This window comes from Paraburkholderia sp. PAMB 6770 (genome assembly GCF_057748135.1).
Genome location: NZ_CM173239.1, coordinates 1,448,210 through 1,472,979, shown reverse-complemented (window position 1 = coordinate 1,472,979; position 24,770 = coordinate 1,448,210). Strand labels below are relative to the sequence as shown.

The window sequence follows — 24,770 nt, the reverse complement described above, 5'->3', positions numbered from 1 at the left end:
AGCGTATAGACGAGCGTATAGACGAGCGTATAGACGAGCACCCGGGCCCGCGCGCCGCTTTGCGCAGCGACCATGCGCATCGGCATCGGCATCGGCATCAGCGTTAGCGTTAGCGTTAGCGTTAGCGCGGCAGTTGCGCGGGATCGTAGTGGTTGCGCGGATTCCATAGCATCCAGCCGTCGGTGCCGGCGGCGTCGGCGGCGTCGACCTGGGCGCGGATCTTCACCGCGTCGAATGCGCTGCGATCGAATGCATAGTCGCGAAACGCCTGCAGCCAGGGCCTGAAACGCACACTGGGCAGGCCGGTGCGCTGATGCGCTTCGGCCAGCGATCGCCGCACGATCTGCGCGGGGTCGGCCACCGGATTGCTGCAGCCCGGCAGTCCCCACGTGAAGCCGGACGGATAGAGCATCGGCGAGATGTAGTCGAGCGGCGCGCCGAGCGTCTCGATCTGCTGTCCGATCGCGGTGTCGTCGAGATTCCAGCAGACGTAGCCGAAGATATCCGCTGCGACGAAAACGTTATACGGGACGAGCCGGTCGCGCGCCGCCCGCAGGAAGCCGACGATCGCCGCCGTGCGGTTCGCGCGCGTATTGGGCTGTGCGAAACGCAAACCGGCCGCATCGGGAAAACGCACGTAGTCGAACTGGATCTCGTCGAAGCCGAGGCGCGCGGCTTCCTCCGCGACGTCGAGGTTGTGCGCCCAGACCGCATGCGAAAACGGATCGACCCACTGGAGATGTTCGCGATCGCGCCACGGCTTGCCCTGCGCGTCGTGCACGGCCCACTCGGGATGGGCGCTGGCGAGCGGGTCATCCTTGAACACGACGATGCGTGCGATCAGATAGAAGCCCGCCTGATGCAGTTGCGCGAGCAGGCCGGCAAACGCGTGAAGCTGCGGCCCGGCGGGCGCGTAACGGGCGGCGCCGCCCGATTCGCGCGCAGCGCTCGGATAAGGCGTCTGGCCGCGATCGCCTTTCACGTCGATCACGAGCGCGTTGATCCGGTTGCTGTCCTTCAGGCGCACCGCCGCGCCGCGCAGCACGGTGCTGGCGATCCCGTACACCGACAGGTAGACGGCGCGCGGGCGAAACGGTGTCAGGGCGAGCGTGACGGGCCCGTTCGCATCGGCGCGCGCCTGCGTGCGCAGATAGCCGGGCGCCCGCGCGGCGACCGACGACGCCGCGTGAGCGAGCGCGAATGCGCCTCGCGGGTCGGTCTGCTGGGCGAGCTCGCCGGTGGTGACGGTCGCGCCCGCGATCGGCTGCCGCGTCTGCGCGTCGATTACCGTGCCCGTCACGTCGGCGGCATGGCAGGGGATCAGCGCGAGCATGGCGAGCAGCCACGCGGCGCACGCGACAAACGCAGCGCATGAAGCGCCCGCGCGGCGGTGTCTGTCAGCGCGCGGCATCGCGGGCCCTGGGCGGCGGACAGCGGGACGTTTTGTCGTTATCGAACAGGCGTGCGAGCGTGGCGGGGCCGTCACCGTCCACCATCAGAAAGCGCGGCAGCGCCAGCGGCCGCGCCGCGCGGCTCACAAAGCGCGCATCGAGCGTGAAGCCCGCGACATAGCCGCTTTGTGAGGCGAGCGCGATCAGGCTGTCGTCGTAAATGCCGAATGGCCACGCCAGCAGATCCACCGGCGCGCCCAGTTCCGCTTCGAGCCGCGCTCTCGCGCGCACGAACTGGGTCTGCGCGAACTGGCGGAAATCGTCCGCCGTGCGCCGTCGGCGTTCCGTGTTGAAATTCGGATGCCAGTACGTATGCGACTGCACGTCGAACCATCCGCTGCGATGCAGCGCGCGCAACTGGTCCCACGTGAGCGCATAGCTCGCGTTCGAGATCGCCGACGGATAGATGAACAGCGTGACCGGCAGCCGCTCACGCTCGACGATCGGCCGCAGCACGTCGTAGACGGAGCGGTGTCCGTCGTCGACGGTCAGCGCGACGCTTCTGTCCGGCAGCGTGGCGGAGGGATCTTCGCGCCACTTCACGACATCGCGCAGCGGCACGAAGCGGTAGCCGTGCGCGCGAAAAAAAGCCAGTTGCGCTTCGAACGTCGTCACGCGCACGGTCATCGAATCGTTCGCCGTCGCGGCGAAGCGATGATAGACGAGCACCGCGACGCGCGGCGCGCAGCCGTTGTCCTGCGCGGCGCGGCAAACGGACGCCGCGGCAGCGAACGCAACCAGTGCAATCCGCGCCACCAGTGCAATCCGCGCGGAGAGCGAAGCAAGCATATTCGCGAGACTCCTCGGCCAGCGGGTCGGGGCACGCATGGCCGGTCAGGCCCGGCGGCCTGCATTGCTGACGAACCCGACGGCGCTTGCCGGCGCGTCGATGCGGGTCGACGGAACATGACGCGCGTGCGGGCCGGACACGCAGAACAGGGCGGACACGATGACTCCCCGGAGTGAGGTGCAACGTTCATTGAACAGGCGAGCGCGCCCGGCCGGATTGACGTGGGTCAACCGCGCCGCGGCAGGGGCTTCGGCGGCGTGGATCGATGAGCGGCCCAGGCCCGCAGCCGCGGCAACGGAAGTGGCGCGGCCACGTCGCGTTTTCGCGTCCGGCCGGCGCGTCCCATGCGAGCGTCCCATGCGCGCGATCGAGGCGCGATCGCGGCGCGGGTTGACGAACGTCAAGGCGAACCCGCACGGCTCCCCTAGCCTGAACAGAGGGCGGTGGGGCGCGCATGCGGCGGGCTGCGGACCTGCTTCCGCCCGAACACGGAAACCTGCCTATGTACCGCAAGATTCTGGTGGCGCTGGATGGCAGCGGGTCGTCGCAGCGCGCGCTCGCGGAAGCGATCCGCATGGCGGCGCTGATGCGTGCGCAGGTGTGCGCCGTCTATGTGCTCGATCACGCCCCCGCGTATCCGTACACCTGCCATTACGACCTCGCAACGATGACGCAGAACCTGCGTCTCGAAGGGCGCGCCGCGCTCGATGACGCGAAGCGGGCGTTCGCGGCGGCCGGCATTGCAGCGCAGACCGAGCTGATCGAGACGCTGCGCATGACCGAGGACGTGCCCGCTTGCCTGTTGCGACGCGCGCAGCTTTACGGTGCGGACCTGGTCGTGATGGGCACGCACGGACGGCGCGGCGTGCACCGTGCGATGCTGGGCAGCGTGGCCGAGCATTTTCTGCGAGTGGCCGCGTGCCCGGTGCTGCTCGTGCGCGGCGACGACGAGGTCCGATGACGGCGGTGCACGCCGCGCCGCAGTGTGCGGGCGACGGGCGGACCGGTCGTGGTGTCGCGTCGGTATCGGTATCGGTATGGGTATGGGTATGGGTATGGGTATGGGTATGGGTATGGGTATCGGTATGGGTATCGGTATCGGTATCGGTATCGGTATCGGCGCCGCGCAGAAGCGCAAAAGCGCGCCGCGGCAGGCGGAATTTGACGTGCGTCAAGAGGCGGTTTGCATTCGCGTTCATCATGAAAGCTCCGCTGACGCAAAGGAGGACTGATGATGAGCGAGCCTGCTACCAGACTGCCAGTCAAGAAAGCGCAAGAAAGGGCTGGGCGCACCGGGACGTTGCAGACGTGGGATCCAGTGGAGAGCTTGCGGCGCGAAATCGACCGCGTGTTCGACGATTTCGACGGCGGTTTCAGAATGCTGCCGTGGCGCCGGTCGTTTTTCGAACTCGATCCGTTCGGGCGCCGTGAGCGGATGACGGTGTCCGAGCCGGCCGTGGACGTTGCCGAAACGGATCAGGCCTACGAAATCACCGCGGAATTGCCGGGCCTCGAAGAAAAGGATATCGAGGTGACGCTGGCCAACGGGGGCCTGACGATCAAAGGTGCAAAGAACGAAGAAAAAGAGGAAAAGAAGAAAGACTACTACTTGCACGAACGGCGCTATGGCGCGTTCGAGCGCTACTTCCAGATGCCCGAGGGCATCGATCGGGACAAGATCGAAGCCACGTTCAACAAGGGCGTATTGACGGTCACGCTGCCGAAAACGCCCGAGGCCCGGAAGGCGGAAAAGAAGATTCCGGTCAAGGCGGCCTGAGCGCCGCTGCCAGGAACCGGGAACCAGAAACCGGCGCCCTGGGCCCTGCAAGCGTGCCCAGGGCGCGGCCGGATCGATCGCGCAGTCGGGCCGGTCCGGCCCGCTCATTATCCGTGCGCGGCACGACAGGTATCAGCAAAGGAGTCGCCATGAACGATCGCACGAGGCCCTTCAAGCCCGGTGATCACCGCGATGTGTATCCCGGGCTCGAACACGACCCGTACGCGCTGGCCGGAAAGCTGCCGGAGCCGGCGGTTTGCCGCGATTGCGGCGCGGTGCATGAGGACGGGCGCTGGCAATGGCGCGCAGCGCCGCCGGCGGCGCAAACGGTGCGCTGCACGGCTTGCCGCCGCATCGCGGATGGGCTGCCGGCCGGCTATGTACATATCGACGGAGCGTTTGCTGCCGCACATCATGACGAACTGCTGCAGCTAGTGCGTGGCCACGAAGCGAGCGCGAAAGCGGCGCATCCGATGCAGCGCATCATGTCGGTGGGCGAGGAGGGCGATGGCACGGTTGTCACCACAACCGACATGCACATGGCGCGCGATATCGGCACGATGCTGAAAGCGGCGTACCACGGCACGCTCGACCTCAAATACAGCCACGACGAATCCCTCGTGCGCGTCTACTGGCGACGTTGACATGAGCCCACGCACGTCCTCGCCGCTGGATCGGGCACAACTGCGCGCGCTGCGTACATGGCTGCGCGAACGCGAGATGTTGCTGCGGGAGGCGATCCGCACGGAAGCCGAACGGCGTGCCGACCAGCCCTATGCGGAGCTGTCCGGGATTGCGCCCGACGAGGCCGATGCGGCGAGCGCGGATCTGCTCGTCGATATCGACCATGCGTTGATCAGCCGGCAACTCCAGGAACTCGACGATATTCGCGCCGCGACCGCACGCATGCGCCAGCATCGCTACGGCATCTGTCTCGCATGCGGGCAGGACATTGGCTTCGGCCGCTTGTGCGCCTGTCCGACCGCGACGCGCTGTGCGCGCTGCCAGACCGTACACGAGCATACGCATGCGACGCCGCCGCGTACGTCGCTTTGATTGCACCCCGTGGTGAGACGCTGGCGGGCGTGGTCGGCGCGATTCATGGCAGACGCCGGCGCGACGGCATCGCAAGGGTCGGTCTATTGCCCGGCTGCGTCGGCGGCCGCCGCAATGGGCGGCTGTTTGCCCGCTATCGCGCGCAGCACCGAGTCGCCGCGATCCGTCACGCGTGCGTCGATGTCCGTGCTTTCACGGTATTCGAGCGTAATCAGACGATACCTGCGTAATGCGTCCAGCTCGGCGTAATCGAGCTGTTTCAGTGCGTGGCCGTCCTTGACCACCAGAAGTGCGGCAACTTCGTGAAGACTCAGCATGATGCGTATCCTTCCGGCTCGCGAAGAGCGGGCGATGTCGGGGTATGTCGATAGCAACAGGCTTCCAGCCTACGCGCGTGCCATACCGGCGGTTTGACGCGCGTCAAGCGCGCCCTGTGACCGCTCGCGTGACGCGTTGCCTCAAACAAGCCCGTTCGTCGGCGTAGCGCCTGTGTCCCGCCCGTTGATATCCGTCAATCCGGTCCGCACGCAACGGGTGAGAATGCGTCATCCGTTGCCGGAAAAATGGGAGGCAGCATGCGTGAGCGCGTGACGACGGGGTCAGCGAGCGGGGTGGGGCACGTGCCGTCGGCTCGCGTGACTGCTGTGTTCCGGCAGACGATCGCGTCCGTCTGGCCCCCGCTACATCGGTGCGTCGAACCTTTGTGCGACAGGCTGTTTCCGGCGCGCCGCCGCGGCGTCGCTGTCGTGCGCCGTCCGAGCGTCTCCGCGGCCGCCTGCACGGAGCCGCGCGCGTCGGCCGGCGGGCGGGCCGCCGGCTATCTTCACATCGGCGGCCAATGCGGCGTGGTCGACCGCGGCGAACTGATCCGGATGATGTTGCGCTACGAGGCTCAGGTTCGCGCGCGCCGCCCCGAACGTCAGGTGCTGTCGATTGAGCGGTGCTTCGGCAAAACCGTTGTGTCGACAACCGTCGCGAGCTTCGCCGGCGAACTGGGAACGGCGTTGCAGCTCGCGTATTGCGGCTCGCTCGACGTGTGCTTCAGCGCGGACGGCTCGGTCGTCCACGTGTACTGGCAACGCTGAAAACCCGAGAACGGTCCAGCGTCCGTCAGCGGGTTAGCGGGTTTGCGGGTTAGCGGGGGCGGCGGCGCAACCCGGGCGGGCGGGGCAGACCCGGGGATTTGATCTGCGGCGGCCGGGCCGACCGGTTGCGGCACGCACCTCATCGCCATCACGCGGGCGGCCAGCGCCGCAGACGTGCCATATCGGCTCAGCATCGTCCCTTTGTCAGTGCGTTGTCAGCGCGCATCCGGCGCCGGCGCGGCCGGCACCGTGCGCCACGGGCCGTTGCAGAAGGCGACATACGGGTAGTAGCCGCGCGGATTGTCGCAGTCGTACCCGTATTGCGCGGGCGGCAAGCCGGCCGGCGCGGGCGGCGCCTGCTGCACGACAATGGCGGGCGGAATGTAATCCGGGTACGGATCGATGGGAGCGGGATAGAAATACCAGAATCCGTCGACTGTCCACCATCACGCGTAGCGACCCTCATGCCAGCCGTGCGTCCAGTGTCCGCCGCTCCATCGCACCCGGTCGCCCGGTCCGAAGCGGTGAAAATCGCGGCCGTGGAAAGCCTGGCCGTGTCCATGCTGGGCCCATCCGGGTGGCGCGAACCACGCACCACCCAGCGCCGCGCAGATGACGAGCACGCGCTGCGCAAGACCGGTCGTGTTCACGGATCCCCCGTTGTGGGTGAAATGACTGAATCGATGGTAGCGGGCCGTGGACAGCGGCCCCCGACGCCGATCAACGCGCGGATCGCGTCGCGCGGATAACACGCACCGATAGCTGATACGGATACCTGATTATTTTTCAGATTCCGATCGTTGACGCAAGTCAACGACCACCACGCACAGCTTGCAAGAATGATTCGCACGTGCGGCGCTTTCAGGGATGAGCGTGCACGTCGCATACACGAACGAAGCCGGAGGAGCCAGACATGTCGACGATCCAGGACCAGGGCCGCCCGGTGCGGCAAGACGGCGCGCGTGCGCGGCGCGGCAGCGCGGCGCCGGCCGCGACGGGCAAAGCGGGCGGCCGGGCCGCGCGCGCGCATGCGCGCATCTGCATGGCGGCGGCGCTCGGCGCGGCGGCCGCCCAGCTGGCATTCGCACAAACGCCCGCCTTGTCGACCCGCGCATTCACGGCCGATTTCTCCGCGATGGCCTCGCTGAAGCCGCTCGTGGCACAAGGCAAAGGGAAGATCGGCGTGCTGTTGCCGGAGACCACCACGTCTGCGCGCTATACGTCGTTCGACGCGCCCGACCTCGAACAGGCGTTCGTTGCGGCGGGTCTGCCGCGCGACCAGTTCATCATCACGAATGCGCAGGGCAGCGAGTCCACCGAGCTGACCCAGGCGCAGTCGGCGATCGCGCAGGGCGCGACGGTGTTGCTGATGGACCCTATTTCATCCGGCGTCGGGGCATCGATCGAGTCGTATGCGAAATCGCATGGCGTACCGGTCATCGACTATGACCGTCTCACGCTCGGCGGCGATCGCAGCTATTACGTGAGCTTCGACAACGTCGCGGTCGGCAGGCTGATCGGCACGGGCATGGATGCCTGTATCGCCGCGTGGCACGTCGCAAAGCCGCGGATCCTCGTGATGCGCGGTGCGCCCACCGACAACAACGCAACCCTGTTCGCGCAAGGCTATCTCGGCGTATTGCAGCCGTCGTTCGATGCCGGCCGCTATGCGAAGGTGAGCGAACCGGCGGGAACGTGGGACCCGGCGGCCGCGCGCACGACATTCGAGCAGCAGTACACCGCGCATCCGGACATCAACGCGGTGGTCACGCCGAACGACGACAACGCGAACGCGGTCATCGCGTACCTGAAAACCCTGCACGTGCCGCCGTCGACGTTCCCGACCACTGGCCAGGATGCGACGTTGACGGGCCTGCAGAACGTGCTGGCCGGCTATCAGTGCGGTACCGTGTACAAGCCGATCTATCTGGAAGCGCAGGCTGCGGCGGCGCTCGCGCTCTATCTGCGCGCCGGCGTCGCGCCGCCGGCCGGGCTCGTGAACGGCGCGACCGACGACACGTCGCAACACACCCGCGTGCCGTCGGTGCTGCTGACGCCGATCTGGGTCACGCCGTCGAATCTCGCGCAAACGGTCGTCAAGGACCGGTTCGTCGATGCGGACAAGCTGTGCGCCGGCAACCTGGCCGCCTCGTGCCGCGCGGCCGGCGTGTCCCGCTAGCACGGCCATGCTGCGCGTGGCCGGCGCGGGTACCGCCGCGCAGGCGCCGCTGCTCGAACTGCGCGGCATCGGCAAGCGTTTCGGCGCCGTCGAGGCAATCGCGGGCATCGATCTCGACATTCCGTCCGGGCAGGTGACGGCGCTGGTCGGCGATAACGGGGCGGGCAAGTCGGTGCTGATCAAGTGCATCGCGGGCATTCACGTGCCGGATGCCGGCGAGATTCGCTGGCAGGGGCGCACCGTTCATATCCGCAATCCGCGCGATGCGGCGGCGCTGGGCGTGGAGGTCGTCTATCAGGATCTCGCGCTGTGCGACAACCTCGACGTGGTCGAGAACATGTTCCTCGGACGCGAGCGGATGAAGCATGGGCTGCTTGACGAGGATGCGATGGAGCTGGCCGCCGTCGCGACACTGTCGGATCTGCGGGTGACGACGCTGCGCTCGGTGCGTCAGGCGGTCGGCTCGCTGTCGGGCGGACAGCGCCAGTCGATCGCGGTCGCGAAGGCCGTCATGTGGAACTCGAAGCTCGTGATCCTCGACGAGCCCACCGCCGCGCTCGGCGTCGCACAGACGCAGCAGGTGCTCCAGCTGGTGCGGCGGCTCGCGGATCAGGGGCTCGCGGTCATCATGATTTCGCACAACCTCGGCAACGTGTTCGAAGTGGCCGATCGTCTCGCGATCCTGCGCCTTGGCCGGCTTGTGCGCGTGGATAACGCGTCGGCGTTCGAGCCGCAGACGGTGATCGAACTGATGACGCTCGGTCGCGCGACGGCGCACGCGCGTGCGCAGCCGGTCACGCAGTCCGTCACGCAGCAAGCCGGCCCGCGGGCGCTGCCCGAACCGGCTGCGCGGCCGCCCGCGCAGGCGCAGGTGCAAGCGCTCCCCGAACCGCCCGCGACCGACGACGACGCGCGCGCCGCGGCCGGGCGCGAACACCATGCGCTGCGCGAGTACGGCCGCACGCTGCGCGCGCGCGTGCTCGCCGGGGAAAGCGGCGTGCTGCCGGTCGTGCTTGGCGTCGTGCTGATCGCCGCGATTTTCCAGCTGGAAAACACGCGCTTCCTGTCGGCCGGCAATCTCGTGAACCTGCTCGTGCAGGGGTCGGTGTTCATGCTGATCGGCATGGGCGCAGTGTTCGTGCTGCTGCTCGGCGAAATGGACCTGTCGCTCGGGTACGTCGCGGGGATCGGCGCGACGGTGGTCACGCAACTGGTGCAGCCGGACGTCGGATGGCCGTGGTGGGCTGCGATCGCCGCGGCGCTGGCGGTCGCGGCGGCGCTCGGCCTGTTCGAGGGCACGCTCGTGACGCGGCTGCGGCTGCCGTCGTTCGTCGTGACGCTCGCGGGGCTGCTCGGCCTGCAGGGTGTGATGATCCAGCTGCTCGGTACCGGCGGCACGATTCCGATTCTCGACGAGACGATCAACAACCTCGCCAACGGCACGCTCAGTCCTGCGGGCGGCTGGGCGCTGATCGCGGCGGCCGTCGCGGTCTACGCGGTGCTCGCCGTGCTGCGCGAGCGGCGCTGCCGGCGGCACGGTCTCGTCGTCGCGCCGCGCATCGTGATGGTGCTGAAGATCGCAGCGGCGGCGCTGGCGGGCGGTGTCGTCGGGGCCGTCACGAACGTCGACCGTGGCGTGCCGGCGTTTCCGCTGCGCGGCATGCCCTGGGTCATTCCGATTGTGTTCATGGTGCTCGTCGCGTGGTCGCTATTGCTCGCGCGCACCCGCTTCGGCCGCTATGTCTATGCGATCGGCGGCAACGCGGAAGCGGCGCGGCGCGCCGGTATCGATCTCGCGCGCATCCGCACGGTGGCGTTCGCGCTCGGTGCGCTGACGGCCGGCATCGGCGGCATTGTCTATGGATCGCGGCTGCGTTCGATTTCGACCAGCTTCGACGGCGGCACGATCGTGCTCTACGTGGTCGCGACCGCGGTGATCGGCGGCACGAGCCTGTTCGGCGGGCGCGGCCGGCCGCTGCACGCCGTGCTCGGCGGCGTCGTGATCGCGGCGATCGTCAACGGCATGGCGCTGCTCGGCCTGCCGGCCGCAATCCAGCTGATGGCGACCGCGGTCGTGCTGCTCGCGTCGATCTTCGTCGACGTGGTCGTGCGCCGCCGCGGGCAGACCGCGCGCTGACACGACGTTCACCGGTCGTGCACCTGTTGATGCGCGTCAAAGGCGAACGGATCATGCCACGTAGAGTGAGTGCATCGTCCCGTCGCTCCCGCACCGTCGACATGGCTATCCCGCACTGGCGGATCAGACTCGCACTCGCGCTCGCGCTGACGGCCGTCGCGGCCGGCGGCTATGCGGCGCTGCGCTGGCAGGCGCTCTTCGGTCATCCGCACGCGGCGCCGCGCATTGTCGTGTCGGGCAATATCGAAGCACATCAGAGCGTGCTGAGCGTTACCCAGGTGCAGGCGCCGATCGTTTTCCTGCCGTATGACGAGGGCGCGCGCGTCGTGCGCGGCACCGTGCTGGCCCGCGTGGACGACCGTCTGTACCGGCGCCAGACCGACATCGACCAGGCGAGCCTCGACGTGCAGCGCGCCCAGGTGGACGCGAACCGCAGCACGCTGGCCGCGGCGCAGCACAGCGTGGCGAGCGACCGCTTCGACCTCGCGGAAAAGAACCGGGATGACGCGCGCGCCGAAGAACTGGCGCGGCACGATGCGGTGTCGCAGCAGGTGCGCGATCTCGCGCGCACGGCGGCGCGCCAGTCCGCCGCGGCGCTCGCGCACGACGAGGCGCTCGTCGCGGTGGCCCGCAACGACGTGACGCTCGCCGCCGCGAACGTCGAGGCGGCGCAGGCGAAGCTGCGCCTCGACCAGACGATGCTCTCCTATACGACGCTGCGCGCGCCGTTCGACGGCGTGATCGCCGTGCGCGAAGCGGAGCTGGGACAACTCGCGGGACCGGGCGTCGCGATCTTCACCCTCGACGAACTCGATCACGTGTGGCTGCGCGCGTACGTCAACGAGCCCGACATCGGCCGCTTGCGCCTCGGCGAAGCCGTCGACGTGAGCACCGACGCGTATCCGGGCAAGGCCTACCGTGGGCGGATCAGCTTCGTGTCGCCGCAGGCCGAGTTCACGCCGAAGACGGTGGAGACGCACGCCGAGCGCGTGACGCTCGTCTACCGGATCCGCATCGACATCGACAATCCGACGCACGAGTTGCTGCCGGGCATGCCCGCGGACGCGTCGATCGCCGTGCTCGGGAGCGGTCAATGAACATGACCCCGGAGCCTGCCGCCGCCATCGTCGTCGATCATGTGACGCGGCGCTTCGGCGCCGTCGCGGTGGTGTGCGACGTGAGTCTCGCGGTGACGCGCGGCGAGATTTTCGGGCTCGTCGGTCCCGACGGCGCGGGCAAGACGACGCTGATGCGCATGCTGGCCGGCGTGCTGCGCCCGGACACGGGGCACGTGCTGCTCGAAGGCATCGATGTCGCCGCGGAGCCGGAGCGTGCGCGCACGACGCTCAGCTACATGCCGCAGCGCTTCGGCCTCTATGAAGACCTGACGGTCGACGAAAACATCTTCTTCTATGGCGAACTGTTCGAAGTGCGGCGCGCCCAGTACCGCGAGCGCGTCGCCGAACTGCTCGCCGCCGCCGGTCTCGCGCCGTTCCGCCGACGGCTCGCGGGCCAGCTGTCGGGCGGCATGAAGCAGAAGCTCGGCCTCGTGTGCGCGCTGATTCACACGCCGAAAGTGCTGCTGCTCGACGAGCCGACGACCGGCGTCGACCCGGTGTCGCGGCGCGATTTCTGGGCGATTCTCTACCGGCTGCGCGAGCAGGGCGTCACGATCGTGATGTCGACCGCGTACATGGACGAAGCGGAGCGCTGCTCGCGGCTCGCGCTGCTGTATGCGGGCGAGATGCGCCGCTGCGACACCCCGCAGCGGCTGAAGGACGCGGTGCGCGGCTCGCTGCTGGCGGTCGGCGGCGGCGACACGCGCGCGCTGCAGGCGGCGCTGGCCGATGCGCCGGGCGTGCTCGGCGTGCTGATGATGGGCGACCGCGTGCACGTGCGCGTCGACGACGCCGCGCGGCGCAGCGGCGAACTCGACGGACGGCTCGCCGCGCGGGGCGTGGCGCATGCACCGCTCGCACCGGTCGAGCCCGGCATCGAAGATGTCTTCGTGGCGCTCGCCGGAGCGCAGGGATGAGCGCTCCCGCCGCCCCGCCGCAGCCGTCCGGCGCGCCCGCACCGGACGGGCAGACGGGCGCGGACGCCGGGCCGGTGGTCGAAGCCGTGGGGCTCACCCGGCGCTTCGGCAAGTTCACCGCGGTCGACCGGCTCGATCTGTCGATTGCGCGCGGCGAGGTGGTCGGCTTCATCGGACCCAACGGCGCAGGCAAATCCACCACGATCCGGCTGCTCTGCGGGCTGCTTGCGCCGAGCGCGGGCCGCGCGCACGTCGCCGGTTTCGACGTCGCTACGCAGTCCGAAGCAGTGCGTGCCCATATCGGCTACATGTCGCAGAAGTTCTCGCTGTACGGCGACCTGACGTGCCGCGAGAACCTGCGCTTTTTCGGCGGCATCTATCGCGTGCCGCACACGGTGCTCGACGAGCGCGTGCGTCTCGCGATCGCGATGGCGGGCATCGAAGGGCACGAGGATGCGCTCGTGCGCACGCTCGCGGGCGGCTGGCGCCAGCGCCTCGCGCTCGGCTGCGCGATCCTGCACCGCCCGCCCGTGCTGTTTCTCGACGAGCCGACCTCCGGCGTCGAGCCGCAGGCGCGCCGCCGCTTCTGGGAGCTGATCCATCGCCTCGCGGCCAGCGGCGTGACGGTGCTCGTCTCGACGCACTACATGGACGAAGCCGAGTATTGCAACCGCATCGCGCTGATCGACGCGGGCCGGCTCGTGGCGATCGGAAGCCCCGGCGAGCTGCGCCGCAAGCAACTGGGCGGCGTGCTGTTCGAGCTTGCGTGCACGCCGCTCGGCGAGGCGGTCGCGCTGCTGCGCGCACAGCCGGGCGTGCTCGATGCGGCGATCTTCGGCGACCGCGTGCACGTGCTGCTGGCCGGGTCCGCGCTTGCGCAGACGTTGCCGCAGACGCTCGCGCAGGCGCACGTGCAGGCATCGACGCCGGTCGAAATCCCGCCGACGCTCGAAGACGTGTTCGTGCGGCTCGTCACCCGCACCGCGCAGGAACGGAGCGCCGCATGAGCATTCGCCGCATGCTTGCAATGGCGTTCAAGGAGTCGTTGCAGATCTGGCGCGATCCGCGCAGTCTTGCGATCGCGCTGCTGATGCCGCTCATGCAGATGGCGCTGCTCGGCTACGGCGTGAGCCTCGACATCCGGCGCGTGCCGCTGTGCGTGCACGACGAGGAGCACAGCCAGACGAGCCGCGACCTCGTGCAGCGTTTCGTCGTATCGGGATGGTTTTCCGAGGTGCACGCGCCCGCCAGCGAACGCGACGTGCGCGCGGCGATGAATCGCGGCACCTGTGCGGGCGTGGTGACGATTCCGGCCGATTTTTCCCGCACGTTCGCGGCCACCGGTACGGCGGACCTGCAGACGGTGTTCGACGCGAGCGATACGAATACGACGAACATTGCGATCGGCTACGCGCAAGGCGTGATCGCCGAAGCCGCGAGCGACGCTGGCGCGCGCTGGGCGGCCGCGCACGGCGTGCAACCCCGCGCGGCCGGCGTCGTCGATCTGGAGCCGCGGGTCTGGTACAACGAGGGTCTCGACAGCCGCAATTTCGTGATTCCGGGCGTGGTCGCGGTGATCCTCGCGCTGGTCGGCGCGCAGCTCACGTCGCTGACGATCGCACGCGAGTGGGAGCGCGGCACGATGGAGCAACTGATCTCGACGCCGGTCAGGCCGATCGAGGTGATGATCGGCAAGCTCGTCCCTTACTTCGTGATCGGTTCGGTGGATGCCGCGCTCTGTCTGGCCGGCACCGTGTACTGGTTCGGCGTGCCGTTTCGCGGCAGCATCCTCGCGCTGGTCGTGACGACCGCGCTCTTTACGCTCGTCGTGCTGGGGATCGGCTACCTGATGTCGGTGCGCATTCGCAGCCAGCTGGGTGCAAGCCAGGTCGCGCTGCTGCTGACGTTGCTGCCGACCACGATGCTCTCGGGCTACACGTTTGTGATCGACCAGATGCCCGCGCCGATCCAGGCCGTGTCGCTGCTCGTCTATGCGCGCTACTACGTGACGATCCTGCGCGCGGTGTTTCTGAAGGGCAGCCCGCTTGCGGATATCGCGGTGCCGTTCGGCGCGCTGGCGCTGTACGCGTTCGCGATCGTCTGGCTGAGCGTGCGCGCGTTTCGCAAGCGGCTCGACTGAGGCGCCCGCATGACCTTTCCCGTAAATCCTGACGGCACCCGCCGGAGCCCGCGATGTTCGAGCGCGTGAATGCCATGCTGATCAAGGAGTTCCTCGAACTCCGGCGCGACCCGTGGGCGCTGTTCCGGCTCGTGGTGCCGCTGGTGATGCAGGTGATCGTCTACGGCTACGCGGCCACGTTCACCGTGAGCCACGTGTCGACGGCCGTCCTCGATCTCGATCGCAGCCAGGCGAGCCGCGAACTCGTCTCGCACTTCGTGTCGACAGGACGCTTCGACATCGTCGATGCGCCCGCGACGCAGCGCGCGGTCGAACACGATATCGACACCGGCCGCGCGACGCTGGCGCTCGTCATCCACGCGGGCTTCGCGCACTATCTCGACAACGGACAACGTGCGCCGCTGCAGGTGATCGTCGACGGCACGAACTCGAACACGGCGCTGATCGCGCTCGGCTACGTCAACCAGGTCGTCGCGCAGTGCGAGGCCGGGTGGTCCGCGCGCGCATGGCCGCGCGAGGCGGGCGGCGCGCCGCCCGCCATCACCGTCGCGCTGGCCGAGCGGCCGTGGTTCAACCCCGGTATCGACGACCGCTGGTTCTTCATTCCCGGCGTGATCGGCACGCTCACGCTGATGCAGGTCGTGAGCCTGACCGCGTTCGCCGTGGTGCGCGAGCGCGAAGTCGGCACGCTGGAGCAGATCATGGTGAGCCCGATCCGGCCGGTGGAATTCATCCTCGGCAAGACCGTGCCGTTCTTCCTGATCGGCCTTGGCGACGTCGCACTGGTGGCGGCGCTCGGGATCGGCTGGTTCGACGTGCCGTTCGTCGGCAACTGGCTCGTGATGCTGCTCGCGGTCACGCTGTTTCTCCTTGCGACGCTCGGCATCGGGCTGCTGCTGTCGACGTTCTCGCGCACGCAGCAGCAGGCGTTCGCGCTGAATTTCTTTCTCGTCAATCCGATTTTCATCCTGTCCGGCTTTGCGTTTCCGATCGCCGCGATGCCGCGCGTCCTGCAGTGGCTCACGTTTCTCAATCCGCTGCGCTATTTTCTCGTCGTGCTGCGCTCGGTGTTTCTGAAGGGCGGCGACCTCGCGACGCTCTGGCCGCAACTGGCGGCCATGGCCGCGCTCGGCGCTGCAATGCTGAGCGCGAGCGTGCTGCGTTTTCGCAAGTCGCTCGACTAGCGGGTGCGCCTGCAACCGGATGCGTGCCGCGCAAACGGCCGTTGACGGACGTCAACGAGCGCGGCCGTCGCGGCCTTACGCTGAGCGCAGGTCAGGTCGGCCGCGCGCATCGGGCCGGCTGCTTTTCGTGGGGCGCGACGCGCATCGAGCCGCGCGCCGACGGGTCACGCTGAGTGAGGGAGGAGCGCTGACGCTGCGTCGCAAGACGCCGGCGGCGCCGAACGCATGACGATTCCGCGCAGTACCGCAGGCAGCACTCGACGCCACACTTCAGGTCGCACCTCGGGCAGCACCCCAGCAGACGCAACGGGCCGGCGGTACGGCGGCGCGCTGCTGATGATCGCCGTATTGGGCGGCTTGGGGGGCTGCGCGGTCGGCCCGGACTACACGACGCCCCCGACCCCGGCGACGGCGGGCTATCTGCCGGCGTCGAGCGTGCTGCCTTCGGCTGGCGACGCGGAGGTCCAGCAGCGGCTCGTCATCGGCGAGACGGTGATCGATCAATGGTGGACGCTGTTCCAGTCACCGCAGCTCGACGACACGCTCGCGCACGCGCTCGCGAACAGCCCGACGCTCGATACGGCCCGCGCGACGCTCAGGCAGGCGCAGCAGGCGATCCGCGTCGCGCGCGCGGCGCTGTATCCGCAGTTCGACGTCGGCGCGGACGCGCAACGCGAGCGGGCGAGCGAAGCGCCGTTCGGCAGGGCGATCGTCGATGCGAACGTGCTGACGATCGGGCCGGCCGTCAGCTACAGCCTCGACGCGTTTGGCGGCACGCGGCGGCGCATCGAAGCGCAGACCGCGCTCGCGCAGTACGCGCGCGATCAGCTTGCCGCAGCCTACCTGAGCCTGACCGGCAACGTCGTCGCGCAGGCGATCGCCGGCGCGAGCGCGCGCGAGCAGATACAGGCCGTCGACGACATCCTCGCGGCCGACCGGCGCAATGTGGAACTGGTGCAGGTGGAGCGCCACGCGGGCACGGCCGCGCGCGCGGACATGCTCGCCGCGCAAGGGCAGCTTGCGGCCGACGTCGCGCTGCTGCCACCGCTGCGGCAGCAGCGCGCGACGTCGGCCGACGCTCTGGCAGTGCTGGTCGGCAAGACGTCTGCCGAATGGCATGCGCCGCCGTTCGACTTCGCGATGCTGACGCTGCCGGCGAACGTGCCGGTCGCGCTGCCGTCGACGCTGCTCGTGCAGCGTCCCGACATCCTAGCCGCGCAGGCGCAACTGCATGCGGCAAGCGCGACGATCGGCGTGGCGCAAGCGCAGCGTTTTCCGTCGATCACGCTGGGCGCGTCGTGGACGCAGGCTTCGAACACGATGGGCACGCTGTTCGATTCGCCGAACGGGCTGTGGAGCGTTGCGGCCAGTCTGACCGCGCCGCTCTTTCATGGCGGCGCGCTGAAGGCGCAACAGCAGGAAGCGGTCGACGCGTTCGACGCGCAACTCGGCATTTACCGGCAAACGGTTCTGAGCGCGTTCGCCCAGGTCGCGGACATTCTGCATGCGCTGAAACACGATGCCGAGGAACTCGACGCGCAGCATCATGCGCTCGATGTCGCGCAGGCCTCGCTCGAACTGTCGCAGGAGCGCTACCGGGCCGGCTGGGCGAGCCTGCTCGACGTGCTGCAGGCTCAGCGTCTTTACGCGCAGGCGCGCCTCGGCTACGCGAAAGCGAAAGGGCAGCGGTATCTGGACACCGCGCAACTGTTCGAGGCGATGGGCGGCGCGTGGCCGCACGGAACGGCGCAGGCCGCACAGGCGGCCCCGTAAGCGCAGCAGGCGCGACAGCGCGAGGGGGACACGCAATGCCGTGGACAAGCGGGCGTTATCCGGCGTCGATGCGCAACATGGAGCCGTGGGTACGCGAGAAAGCCATCGACATGGCCAATGCGCTGCTGGAACAGGGCATGCCGGAGGGCCGCGCGATTCGCATTGCGATCGCGCAGGCACGACGCTGGGCCGACCGGCGGCGCGACGGGCGCGACGGGTGGCCGGCCTGAGCGGTGGCGGGCGCTCGGGTATCGCTTATGCGCTGCTGTCGAGCAGTTCTCGCGCGCGGCACACCGCTTCGCTTTCGCGCAAGGCCGCGATCGCGGCGCGTTCGATGTGGCGGACCTTTTCGCGGGACACGCCGAGTTGCGCGGCGATGCGCTCGTACGTCTGCGGTTCGTCGGAGCCGAACCCGAAGCGCAGCCGCAAGACGCTCGCTTCGATGCCCGGCATCCGCGTGAGCGCGCCTTCGACGAGGGTGCGCATGCGCGCGTTCGCAAGGTTGACGAACGGCGTGCGTGCCGACGTATCCTCGATCAGGTCGCGCCGCGCGGTCTCGTCGTCGCCGAGCGGCGTGTCGAGCGATTCGACGTCGCCGGGCAGTTCGAGCAGCGCGCGCAGGCGCGCCCGCGGTAGACCCAGTTCGCTTTCTATCTGCGCGATCGTCGGCCGATGCGCCGTGCAGCGCCGGATCCGTTCGATGGAGCGGCCGACGCGGGCGCGCTCGTCGGCGACGTGCACGGGCAGCCGGATCATCCGCGCCCGGTCGATGATCGCGCGGCGGATCGCCTGACGAATCCACCAGGTCGCATACGTCGAAAACCGGAAGCCCCGGTGGTAATCGAATTTTTCGGTCGCGCGCATGAGCCCGATGCAGCCTTCCTGCAGGAGATCGGGCAACTCCATGCCGCGGTTCAGGTAGCGTGTCGCATTCGACATCACGAGGCGCAGATTGGCTTCGACCATCCGCGTCGTCGCGTGCGCAATGCGTGTCTCGCCGTCGGCGAATGCGCGCAAGGACGCGTCGGACCCGCGCGCGCGTTCGTTTTGTGCGGCGCGCTCGCGCATCAATGTGCGTGCGCGCACAACCAGCGGCGATTCCCAGCCGGCGTCCGCCAGTCCGGCGACGATGGCCGCGCGGGTGTCGCGGCCACCGCGGTCACCGCGGTCACCGCGACTCGCGCGTGCGGGCGCGGCCGGCCGCGCGGCGGCGAGACGCTGCAGGCGAGCGCGGGCGGCCGCCGTCAGTGTGGCGGCCGTATCGGCGAGCGCCAGCGCGACGATCTCCGGGCAGGCGGCGATGGCATCGATCACGTCGCCGCGCCCCGCCTCGATCGCCTGGGCGATCGAGCGCTCCTCGTCGGGTGTCAGCAGCGCCACCGCATGCATGCGGCGCGTGAACAGCGCAAGCGGATCGATCGATGCCGGCGCATGCCCGGCGGGAAGATCGGCTCCGGGTTCGTCTTCGTCTTCGTCGACGGCGTCCGCGGCTTCGGCGGCCGCGGCGGCTTCGGTATCGGCGAGCGCCGCCAGCGCGCCGGTATCGCGCGAAGCGTCCGGTTCGTCGAAACCGTGTTCCGCGAGCGGCGCGCACGCCGTTTCGAGGTCGAGCGTGTCGGCGAGTGCCGCTTCCTCCGGCGTCACGGCGTCCCTGTCGGGCGCCTGCACGTCGCGTGGTTCCGCGAACGGTTCGAGCGGCGCGTGGCGATTGCGCCCAGGCCTCGCGAGGCCCCGGGCACGGTTCTTTGTGATCATGGTGAGCGCGGCTATCCCGCAGGTCCAATGGGTGGCGCAAACCACCCGGTTTCCGGCAGGTGTCACTCAGGCGAGCCGGCACCGGACACGCGGTTCTCGCCCTACCCATATGCGCGCCGCACGTGAAATTTCAACACCGCCGATTCCCGCACCATTGCGAGGTGCACGCGGTAACAGCGTGCTAAATATCAGGGGTCCGAAGCGGATTCGTCTGATGTGAAATGTCGTTCACACGCCGTGACGTGGGGGCTCAGGCGCCGTCTTCCGACACGAGCTTGTGATCGATCGCGTAACGCATCAACTCGGCATCGCTCGAAAGATCCATTTTCTGCAGGATGTGCGTGCGATGCGTGCCGACCGTCCGGCGGTCGATCCCCAATGTGGTCGCGATTTCGGTGGTCGACTGACCGCCTGCGATTCTCACCGGCACGTGAAATTCCGCGTTCGTGAGGCGCTGGTGCGGCAGACGCGCCACGTCTGCGTCGATGCATCGGGCCGGATCGTCCGCCATTGTCAGGTTCACGTAAACGCCGCCCGCGGCAACGCGACGGATCGCGACGAGCAACTCGCGGGCCGGACTGGACTTGATGACGAACCCGGACGCGCCGGCCCTGAAACAGCGCGTCGCGTCGCTCTCGTTCGACAGCCGCGTCACGACGACGATGCGAGGGGCGGGGCGCTGGCACCGGATCTGCGCGATCAGTTCGCTGCCGTGCAGGCCGCGCATGCCCAGGCCGAGCGTCAGCACGTCGGCCGGGACCGACTGCACGAGCGCAAGCGTGCCCGGACCGTCGGACGATTCGCCGGTGATCCTGATGTCGTGTTCGCCCTTGAGCAGGCTCCGGATACCCGCTCGGGTGACCTCGTGTGCTTCGGCAATGGCAACGTTGATCATGCTGACCTCCATCAGCATGGAGTTCAGGCGCAGAGGGCAACCCGTTTCTCCCTGATTCGCCTGACGAATGACGCCCCCTCGGGACTCGATTCTCCGTATTGTCTGGATCCGGCTCAGCGCGTCGTCTGCGCGTTGCCTGCTACCGTGTGTGACTGTGTATCTTACAGAAAGAATGCAATGCGATCAAAATGGCACAAGCCGGGCATTCAATTGCGGATACCCGCGGCGATCGCTTTTATTAGTCGTCGTTCAACATAGTGCAGGACGTTTATCTCTTCAAGCGTGGTTAACGCGCTAAAACGCATTCCGGCCGATGTCCGCGATTCCATCAGGCCGGATCGGTGGACGCGTTTTGTTGAACACGCGTCCATTTTAAAATTCGCCCGGAAATGAAGAGAAAATAATCCATTCCGCGACATATGGACTTCGTAAAAAGCTGGTATTGCGCAATGCCTCGCATGCCGCCGCTCCCGCAACGCACATCACGCAAGCGCGCGTGCGCGGCGTGCGTTCGACCTCGCGGCCGAGCCGCTTGCAGCGCTGACGGAATAAATCCTCCCCCTCGTGCGTCTTTCCCGCAGAGATTGCCGGTCACTGCAGGGACGCCCCGGCCGTCCCGCCACCACCCGATCGGGAGGTTTTCATGTCGTCACGCTCACCGCATCTGCCCAGCCGTTCCCGCCGCGACGCCCTGAAGTGCATGGCCTTCGGCGGGCTCGGCACCGTCTTCACGCTGTCCGGCGGGGTCTTGACCCCTGTCAGCCTCGCGCTTGCCCAGGCGGGCGGACAGGCGGCCGTGCCGGGCGGCAAGCCGCTGTTCGTGCAGATCAGCGATACCCACATCGGTTTCGACAAGGACGCCAATCCGGACGTGACGGCGACGCTAAAAGAGGCCATTGGCCTTGTGAACGGCATGGCGGCTCAACCCGCGCTCGCCATTCATACGGGCGATATCACGCACCTGTCGAAACCGCAGCAGTTCGATCTCGCGGCTCAATTGCTGGCGGGGCTGCGCGTGACGGAACTGCATACGGTGCCCGGCGAGCACGACGTGACGGACGGCTCCGGTGCCGAGTACTTCAGCCGGTTCGGCAAGGCCTCGCAGAACAGGGGTTATTACAGCTTCGATCATGAAGGCGTGCATTTTGTCGCCCTCGTCAACGTGATGCATTTCAAGCCGAACGGTCTCGGCAGTTTCGGCGACGAGCAACTGGCGTGGCTGCGGAGCGACTTGAACGCGCGATCCTCCAGCACCCCGGTGGTGGTCTTTTCGCACATGCCGATGTGGACGATCTACGCGCCGTGGGGCTGGGGAACCGGCGACGCCCCGCAGGCCATGCAGTATCTGCGGCGCTTCGGCTCGGTCACCGTGCTGAACGGGCACATTCACCAGATCGTCACGAAGGTGGAAGGCAATATGACCTTCCATACCGCGCGTTCGACCGCGTTTCCGCAGCCCACTGCGGGCAACGGTCCGGGGCCGGTGCCGCTCACGGTCGCACGCGACCGGTTGCCGGCCATGCTCGGCGTCACGACGGTCGCCTTCGCGGATCATCCCGCCAAAGCGGCGCTGACCGATTCGACCATCGCATAGGCGCGCGGGGAGATCATCGTGAAGCGATTCCCGTTCTCTCGCCTCATCGCCGCCTCGACGCTGTGTCTGCTATGCGCGGCGGCTTCCACGCCCGCCTCGGCCGGGACGCCGCAAGGGCCTGTCGTCGCGATCCGGAATTTCATGTTTTCGCCGATGTCCACGACCATCCGCGCCGGGACCACCGTCACGTGGAAGAACCTCGACGCGGAGCCGCACAGCGTCGTGAACGACGCCGGCCTGTTCCATTCGCCGGCGCTCGATCAGAACGACACGTACCGGTACACGTTCGACAAACCCGGCGTTTACCGGATCTTTTGCGGCATTCATCCGTTCATGAAGGCCACGATCACCGTGCGATGAGGCGATGAGGCGATGAGGCGGCGGGCAGGGCGGCGCGGTACGGCGCCTGCTCGCCGCGTGCAAACGTGCCGGCTAGCAACGCGGGCGAGAGCGGCTGCGTCGCCGGTGCAAGAGGCCGCTTACCCCTTACCCGTTTGCGTGTGCCTGCCAGCTTTTGATGAATCCGGTGAGCTCGCTTTCCCCCGCGTCGGTGACGGCCCAGTAGTCCATGTGTCCGTCCGTCCAATGCGCGAGGTGGTATCCCTGGCGCACCAGGAGGCGCGGATGGGTGCCCGCGTCGTGGCCGGGCCAGACGTACAGATTGATCAGATGAAGCTTGTAGTGATAAACCAGCACGGCAACCGCGCGACCGTTCACATAATCGAGACGTCCGCCGGCGAGCGGGTAGCCGTCCCGCGCGAGATCCAGCACGGGGGGCGCGAAATCGAGCTTGCCGTCGAACCACGGTTTGACGGTGTGGCGATCCGTCGAGACGACGTCGATGAGGTGATTCAGCTGCAGCGAGCGGACATGGTTGTCGACGAGTTCCTCGCTCAGGCGCGTCTGCGCGGACGGCGCGGCGACATAGAGGCCCGCGCTCAATGCGAGCGCGGCCACGCTGACGGCCAGCGCGCCGGCCGGAGCCCAGGCCGCGGCGCGTCCGCCGGCCGTCCGCCCGGACAGCCAGTCCGCGACACGCCGGACGGCGCTCTTGCGCGGGCGGCAGGCCGCGTCGATCCGCTCGCGCAGGGACGCAGGCGCGTCGAACCGCAGATCGGCGCCGCGCAACCGCGTGCTGACGCCTTGCTGGGCGCGCAGCGCCTGCTGGCACCGCTCGCATCCGGACAGATGACGCTCGAACGCGAGGGTCTCGCTCAACGTCAGTTCGTTATCGATGTACCCCGGCAGAATCCCGCATGCTTGTTCGTGGTCCATCACTCCTCCTGACCTGTCTTCGCGAGAATGCAGGCAAGCTGCTGACGGCCGCGTCCTAGCCGGGACATCACGGTTCCGATGGGAACGCCGACAATGCCGGCGATTTCCCGGTATGACAGTTCCTCGATCTCCCGCAACACGATGACTTCGCGATGCTCGATGCTGAGGCGCCCCAGCGCATGGATAAGCCGCTGGCGCTCCTGATCGCGCATCAATAACGTCTCCGGACTGCTTGTTCCTTCATCGCTCAATTCCGGCGCATGATCGTCCTCGTCGAACGCGCGCGTCTCGACCGGATGATCTTTCCTCTGGCGATACCACGTGTAAAACGAGTTGCGCACGATGCTGAGCAGCCACGCGCGCGCGTCGTCGCCGCGGAACCGGTCGATGAAGCGGAATGCCTTCAGACACGCGTCCTGCACGATGTCCTGCGCATCCTGATCATTGCGTGTCAGCCATCGGGCGACGTTGTACGCCGAATGCATATGCGGCATCACCAGCGTCTCGAACCGCCTGGCAGGAGTAGGGTCGGCCATCGTCAGTCTGGTTTTCAGGGTTCGCGAACAGCCTGCATTCATCGGATAACTGCCGGCGCGCGGCTTTTATTCCCGTGACACGTTTTCTTTGTGCATGTGAGAGGGGGTTTTTTCACGCGTGCCGCTGCGGTGCATGCGTGAACGGTCATTCTGTCACAGGCCGGGGCGATCGCGGCGCTTCATCCGGTGCGTCGATACGCGGCGGCCCGACGGCATGCGATGTTGCCGTGCACAAGCAACGCAATGCGCATTGATTCAATCTCGCCGGAAAGCCGGCATGCATGCGTCTCATTCGGAATGGTCCGATTGCCGTTGTCTGCGAGACCGCGTAAAAACGACGCGCCAATCATTCAAAGACACCGATAAAAACCATGTCCAACGAACAGGAACCACGTCGCCGCTTCTTGCGGCAGATGCTGGTGGTTGTGCCCGCAACGACCGTTACAGCGGGCGTCGCGCTCTCCCAGTCGGGATGCAGCCGCACATCCTCCCCCTCGGCTTCAGACGATCCGCGTGCGGCAACGGCCTACCGGCCCGCGTATTTCACCGACGGCGAATGGCGCTTCCTGCAAGCCGCGGTCGACCGCCTGATCCCCGAAGACGATACCGGCCCGGGCGCGCTGCAGGCCGGCGTGCCCGAATACATCGATCGCCAGATGGACACGCCCTATGGGCACGGCAAGCTCTGGTACATGCAGGGTCCCTTTCATCCGGACCAGCCGCCCGAACTCGGCTTCCAGATGAATCTGGCGCCGCGCGACATCTATCGCCACGGTATTGGCGCATGCGACGCGTATTGCGCGAAGCAATACGGCGGCAAGGGGTTCGCGGCGCTTGCCGTCACCGATCAGGAGCGCGTGCTGACGCAGATGGAGCACGGCAAGCTCGCATTCGACACCGTTCCCGCGCAGACCTTTTTCGCCTTCCTGTTGAAGAACACCCGGGAAGGCTTTTTCGCGGATCCCGTTTACGGCGGCAACAAGGGCATGGCGGGCTGGAAGATGGTGGGTTTTCCGGGCGCACGCGCGGATTTTGCCGACTGGATCGATCGACCTGGCGTGAAGTATCCGTATGGTCCGGTATCGATTGACGGAAAACGGGGGTAGGG

29 protein-coding genes are annotated in these 24,770 nt (G+C 67.7%); 18 read left to right on the top strand and 11 right to left on the bottom strand.

The features are described 5' to 3' along the window. Positions 1–121 precede the first annotated feature (121 nt). The 3 genes from AC3AP7_RS23955 to AC3AP7_RS23945 all read right to left on the bottom strand — a co-directional run bounded on the left by AC3AP7_RS23955 (position 122) and on the right by AC3AP7_RS23945 (position 2,645). Positions 122–1,333: a putative glycoside hydrolase gene (locus AC3AP7_RS23955; RefSeq protein WP_487362797.1), complete on the bottom strand. Its 1,212-nt coding sequence runs from the start codon at positions 1,331–1,333 to the stop codon at positions 122–124. Positions 1,334–1,397: 64 nt separating this feature from the next. Beyond that, a complete protein-coding gene (locus AC3AP7_RS23950; RefSeq protein ID WP_487362796.1) occupies positions 1,398–2,240 on the bottom strand; it encodes a polysaccharide deacetylase family protein in 843 nt (280 codons plus the stop codon). 45 nt (positions 2,241–2,285) lie between these two features. Further along, positions 2,286–2,645 carry a hypothetical protein gene (locus AC3AP7_RS23945; RefSeq protein ID WP_487362795.1) on the bottom strand — a complete coding sequence of 120 codons (360 nt, stop codon included), beginning with the start codon at positions 2,643–2,645 and terminating at the stop codon, positions 2,286–2,288. Between the two features lie 98 nt (positions 2,646–2,743). Between AC3AP7_RS23945 and AC3AP7_RS23940 the strand changes: the two genes are divergently transcribed. The 5 genes from AC3AP7_RS23940 (at position 2,744) to AC3AP7_RS23920 (ending at position 5,074) form a co-directional block, all read left to right on the top strand. Beyond that, positions 2,744–3,202 (top strand): universal stress protein, encoded by a 459-nt coding sequence (locus AC3AP7_RS23940; protein ID WP_487362794.1) that lies wholly within the window; start codon positions 2,744–2,746, stop codon positions 3,200–3,202. Positions 3,203–3,278: 76 nt separating this feature from the next. Further along, on the top strand, positions 3,279–3,473 hold the full coding sequence (locus AC3AP7_RS23935) for a hypothetical protein (protein WP_487362793.1): 195 nt from the start codon (positions 3,279–3,281) through the stop codon (positions 3,471–3,473). Continuing rightward, complete coding sequence (locus tag AC3AP7_RS23930) at positions 3,473–4,018, top strand: Hsp20/alpha crystallin family protein (RefSeq protein ID WP_487362792.1); 546 nt, start codon at positions 3,473–3,475, stop codon at positions 4,016–4,018. Before AC3AP7_RS23935 ends, AC3AP7_RS23930 begins: the two co-directional genes overlap by 1 nt. A 149-nt stretch (positions 4,019–4,167) precedes the next feature. Continuing rightward, positions 4,168–4,662, top strand: a complete 495-nt coding sequence (locus AC3AP7_RS23925; protein WP_487362791.1) for a BCAM0308 family protein — start codon at positions 4,168–4,170, stop codon at positions 4,660–4,662. Between the two features lies 1 nt (position 4,663). Next, complete coding sequence (locus AC3AP7_RS23920) at positions 4,664–5,074, top strand: TraR/DksA family transcriptional regulator (RefSeq protein ID WP_487362790.1); 411 nt, start codon at positions 4,664–4,666, stop codon at positions 5,072–5,074. Between the two features lie 83 nt (positions 5,075–5,157). Here AC3AP7_RS23920 and AC3AP7_RS23915 read toward each other — a convergent pair whose 3' ends face one another. Beyond that, entirely contained in the window at positions 5,158–5,391 is a 234-nt protein-coding gene (locus tag AC3AP7_RS23915) for a hypothetical protein (RefSeq protein WP_487362789.1), read from the bottom strand. A 429-nt stretch (positions 5,392–5,820) separates the two neighbouring features. Between AC3AP7_RS23915 and AC3AP7_RS23910 the strand changes: the two genes are divergently transcribed. After that, on the top strand, positions 5,821–6,159 hold the full coding sequence (locus AC3AP7_RS23910; RefSeq protein ID WP_487362788.1) for a hypothetical protein: 339 nt from the start codon (positions 5,821–5,823) through the stop codon (positions 6,157–6,159). A 215-nt stretch (positions 6,160–6,374) separates the two neighbouring features. Here AC3AP7_RS23910 and AC3AP7_RS23905 read toward each other — a convergent pair whose 3' ends face one another. Continuing rightward, positions 6,375–6,524, bottom strand: a complete 150-nt coding sequence (locus AC3AP7_RS23905; RefSeq protein WP_487362787.1) for a hypothetical protein — start codon at positions 6,522–6,524, stop codon at positions 6,375–6,377. Between the two features lie 81 nt (positions 6,525–6,605). Beyond that, complete coding sequence (locus AC3AP7_RS23900; protein WP_487362786.1) at positions 6,606–6,809, bottom strand: hypothetical protein; 204 nt, start codon at positions 6,807–6,809, stop codon at positions 6,606–6,608. Positions 6,810–7,072: 263 nt separating this feature from the next. Between AC3AP7_RS23900 and AC3AP7_RS23895 the strand changes: the two genes are divergently transcribed. From AC3AP7_RS23895 to AC3AP7_RS23855, 9 genes are all read left to right on the top strand, one after another. Beyond that, positions 7,073–8,338 carry a sugar ABC transporter substrate-binding protein gene (locus tag AC3AP7_RS23895; protein ID WP_487362785.1) on the top strand — a complete coding sequence of 422 codons (1,266 nt, stop codon included), beginning with the start codon at positions 7,073–7,075 and terminating at the stop codon, positions 8,336–8,338. Between the two features lie 7 nt (positions 8,339–8,345). Then, positions 8,346–10,475: an ATP-binding cassette domain-containing protein gene (locus AC3AP7_RS23890; protein WP_487362784.1), complete on the top strand. Its 2,130-nt coding sequence runs from the start codon at positions 8,346–8,348 to the stop codon at positions 10,473–10,475. A gap of 101 nt (positions 10,476–10,576) precedes the next feature. Then, positions 10,577–11,572, top strand: coding sequence for an HlyD family secretion protein (locus AC3AP7_RS23885; RefSeq protein ID WP_487362783.1), 996 nt, complete (start codon positions 10,577–10,579; stop codon positions 11,570–11,572). A gap of 2 nt (positions 11,573–11,574) precedes the next feature. Beyond that, a complete protein-coding gene (locus AC3AP7_RS23880) occupies positions 11,575–12,510 on the top strand; it encodes an ABC transporter ATP-binding protein (protein WP_487364994.1) in 936 nt (311 codons plus the stop codon). Next, positions 12,507–13,517 carry an ABC transporter ATP-binding protein gene (locus AC3AP7_RS23875; RefSeq protein ID WP_487362782.1) on the top strand — a complete coding sequence of 337 codons (1,011 nt, stop codon included), beginning with the start codon at positions 12,507–12,509 and terminating at the stop codon, positions 13,515–13,517. The genes AC3AP7_RS23880 and AC3AP7_RS23875 overlap by 4 nt, the downstream gene beginning before the upstream one ends. Continuing rightward, a complete protein-coding gene (locus AC3AP7_RS23870) occupies positions 13,514–14,650 on the top strand; it encodes an ABC transporter permease (RefSeq protein WP_487362781.1) in 1,137 nt (378 codons plus the stop codon). Before AC3AP7_RS23875 ends, AC3AP7_RS23870 begins: the two co-directional genes overlap by 4 nt. A 53-nt stretch (positions 14,651–14,703) precedes the next feature. After that, the gene (locus AC3AP7_RS23865; RefSeq protein WP_487362780.1) at positions 14,704–15,834 is read left to right on the top strand and encodes an ABC transporter permease; all 1,131 of its coding nucleotides are present in this window, start codon (positions 14,704–14,706) and stop codon (positions 15,832–15,834) included. A 336-nt stretch (positions 15,835–16,170) separates the two neighbouring features. Continuing rightward, on the top strand, positions 16,171–17,607 hold the full coding sequence (locus tag AC3AP7_RS23860; protein ID WP_487362779.1) for an efflux transporter outer membrane subunit: 1,437 nt from the start codon (positions 16,171–16,173) through the stop codon (positions 17,605–17,607). A 35-nt stretch (positions 17,608–17,642) separates the two neighbouring features. Then, positions 17,643–17,837, top strand: coding sequence for a DUF2188 domain-containing protein (locus AC3AP7_RS23855; protein WP_487362778.1), 195 nt, complete (start codon positions 17,643–17,645; stop codon positions 17,835–17,837). Between the two features lie 25 nt (positions 17,838–17,862). Here the strand turns inward: AC3AP7_RS23855 and AC3AP7_RS23850 are convergent, their stop codons facing one another. Together AC3AP7_RS23850 and AC3AP7_RS23845 are read right to left on the bottom strand one after the other, a co-directional pair. Then, positions 17,863–19,362, bottom strand: coding sequence for a sigma-70 family RNA polymerase sigma factor (locus AC3AP7_RS23850; protein ID WP_487362777.1), 1,500 nt, complete (start codon positions 19,360–19,362; stop codon positions 17,863–17,865). Positions 19,363–19,612: 250 nt separating this feature from the next. Further along, positions 19,613–20,257, bottom strand: coding sequence for a response regulator (locus AC3AP7_RS23845; RefSeq protein ID WP_487362776.1), 645 nt, complete (start codon positions 20,255–20,257; stop codon positions 19,613–19,615). Positions 20,258–20,900: 643 nt separating this feature from the next. On the opposite strand from AC3AP7_RS23845, the gene AC3AP7_RS23840 reads away from it, so the two are divergent. Continuing rightward, a complete protein-coding gene (locus tag AC3AP7_RS23840; RefSeq protein ID WP_487362775.1) occupies positions 20,901–21,851 on the top strand; it encodes a metallophosphoesterase family protein in 951 nt (316 codons plus the stop codon). On the opposite strand, the gene AC3AP7_RS23835 is transcribed toward AC3AP7_RS23840, so the two are convergent. Continuing rightward, positions 21,809–22,012: a hypothetical protein gene (locus AC3AP7_RS23835; RefSeq protein ID WP_487365061.1), complete on the bottom strand. Its 204-nt coding sequence runs from the start codon at positions 22,010–22,012 to the stop codon at positions 21,809–21,811. The genes AC3AP7_RS23840 and AC3AP7_RS23835 overlap by 43 nt on opposite strands. Between AC3AP7_RS23835 and AC3AP7_RS23830 the strand changes: the two genes are divergently transcribed. After that, a complete protein-coding gene (locus AC3AP7_RS23830) occupies positions 21,918–22,211 on the top strand; it encodes a cupredoxin domain-containing protein (RefSeq protein WP_487364993.1) in 294 nt (97 codons plus the stop codon). The two genes, AC3AP7_RS23835 and AC3AP7_RS23830, sit on opposite strands and share 95 nt — an antisense overlap. 126 nt (positions 22,212–22,337) lie before the next feature. Here the strand turns inward: AC3AP7_RS23830 and AC3AP7_RS23825 are convergent, their stop codons facing one another. Continuing rightward, on the bottom strand, positions 22,338–23,126 hold the full coding sequence (locus tag AC3AP7_RS23825; RefSeq protein WP_487362774.1) for an anti-sigma factor family protein: 789 nt from the start codon (positions 23,124–23,126) through the stop codon (positions 22,338–22,340). Continuing rightward, positions 23,126–23,662 (bottom strand): sigma-70 family RNA polymerase sigma factor, encoded by a 537-nt coding sequence (locus tag AC3AP7_RS23820; RefSeq protein WP_487362773.1) that lies wholly within the window; start codon positions 23,660–23,662, stop codon positions 23,126–23,128. Before AC3AP7_RS23820 ends, AC3AP7_RS23825 begins: the two co-directional genes overlap by 1 nt. 371 nt (positions 23,663–24,033) lie before the next feature. On the opposite strand from AC3AP7_RS23820, the gene AC3AP7_RS23815 reads away from it, so the two are divergent. Continuing rightward, positions 24,034–24,768 carry a gluconate 2-dehydrogenase subunit 3 family protein gene (locus AC3AP7_RS23815; RefSeq protein WP_487362772.1) on the top strand — a complete coding sequence of 245 codons (735 nt, stop codon included), beginning with the start codon at positions 24,034–24,036 and terminating at the stop codon, positions 24,766–24,768. Positions 24,769–24,770: the final 2 nt, after the last annotated feature.

Coding starts and splice junctions, on each gene's coding strand:
- AC3AP7_RS23955 (WP_487362797.1), bottom strand. CDS start 1,333: ATGCTCGCGCTGATCCCCTGCCATGCCGCCGACGTGACGGGCACGGTA.
- AC3AP7_RS23950 (WP_487362796.1), bottom strand. CDS start 2,240: ATGCTTGCTTCGCTCTCCGCGCGGATTGCACTGGTGGCGCGGATTGCA.
- AC3AP7_RS23940 (WP_487362794.1), top strand. CDS start 2,744: ATGTACCGCAAGATTCTGGTGGCGCTGGATGGCAGCGGGTCGTCGCAG.
- AC3AP7_RS23935 (WP_487362793.1), top strand. CDS start 3,279: ATGGGTATGGGTATGGGTATGGGTATGGGTATGGGTATGGGTATCGGT.
- AC3AP7_RS23930 (WP_487362792.1), top strand. CDS start 3,473: ATGATGAGCGAGCCTGCTACCAGACTGCCAGTCAAGAAAGCGCAAGAA.
- AC3AP7_RS23925 (WP_487362791.1), top strand. CDS start 4,168: ATGAACGATCGCACGAGGCCCTTCAAGCCCGGTGATCACCGCGATGTG.
- AC3AP7_RS23920 (WP_487362790.1), top strand. CDS start 4,664: ATGAGCCCACGCACGTCCTCGCCGCTGGATCGGGCACAACTGCGCGCG.
- AC3AP7_RS23915 (WP_487362789.1), bottom strand. CDS start 5,391: ATGCTGAGTCTTCACGAAGTTGCCGCACTTCTGGTGGTCAAGGACGGC.
- AC3AP7_RS23895 (WP_487362785.1), top strand. CDS start 7,073: ATGTCGACGATCCAGGACCAGGGCCGCCCGGTGCGGCAAGACGGCGCG.
- AC3AP7_RS23890 (WP_487362784.1), top strand. CDS start 8,346: ATGCTGCGCGTGGCCGGCGCGGGTACCGCCGCGCAGGCGCCGCTGCTC.
- AC3AP7_RS23885 (WP_487362783.1), top strand. CDS start 10,577: ATGGCTATCCCGCACTGGCGGATCAGACTCGCACTCGCGCTCGCGCTG.
- AC3AP7_RS23880 (WP_487364994.1), top strand. CDS start 11,575: ATGACCCCGGAGCCTGCCGCCGCCATCGTCGTCGATCATGTGACGCGG.
- AC3AP7_RS23875 (WP_487362782.1), top strand. CDS start 12,507: ATGAGCGCTCCCGCCGCCCCGCCGCAGCCGTCCGGCGCGCCCGCACCG.
- AC3AP7_RS23870 (WP_487362781.1), top strand. CDS start 13,514: ATGAGCATTCGCCGCATGCTTGCAATGGCGTTCAAGGAGTCGTTGCAG.
- AC3AP7_RS23865 (WP_487362780.1), top strand. CDS start 14,704: ATGTTCGAGCGCGTGAATGCCATGCTGATCAAGGAGTTCCTCGAACTC.
- AC3AP7_RS23860 (WP_487362779.1), top strand. CDS start 16,171: ATGATCGCCGTATTGGGCGGCTTGGGGGGCTGCGCGGTCGGCCCGGAC.
- AC3AP7_RS23855 (WP_487362778.1), top strand. CDS start 17,643: ATGCCGTGGACAAGCGGGCGTTATCCGGCGTCGATGCGCAACATGGAG.
- AC3AP7_RS23850 (WP_487362777.1), bottom strand. CDS start 19,362: ATGATCACAAAGAACCGTGCCCGGGGCCTCGCGAGGCCTGGGCGCAAT.
- AC3AP7_RS23845 (WP_487362776.1), bottom strand. CDS start 20,257: ATGATCAACGTTGCCATTGCCGAAGCACACGAGGTCACCCGAGCGGGT.
- AC3AP7_RS23840 (WP_487362775.1), top strand. CDS start 20,901: ATGTCGTCACGCTCACCGCATCTGCCCAGCCGTTCCCGCCGCGACGCC.
- AC3AP7_RS23825 (WP_487362774.1), bottom strand. CDS start 23,126: ATGGACCACGAACAAGCATGCGGGATTCTGCCGGGGTACATCGATAAC.
- AC3AP7_RS23820 (WP_487362773.1), bottom strand. CDS start 23,662: ATGGCCGACCCTACTCCTGCCAGGCGGTTCGAGACGCTGGTGATGCCG.
- AC3AP7_RS23815 (WP_487362772.1), top strand. CDS start 24,034: ATGTCCAACGAACAGGAACCACGTCGCCGCTTCTTGCGGCAGATGCTG.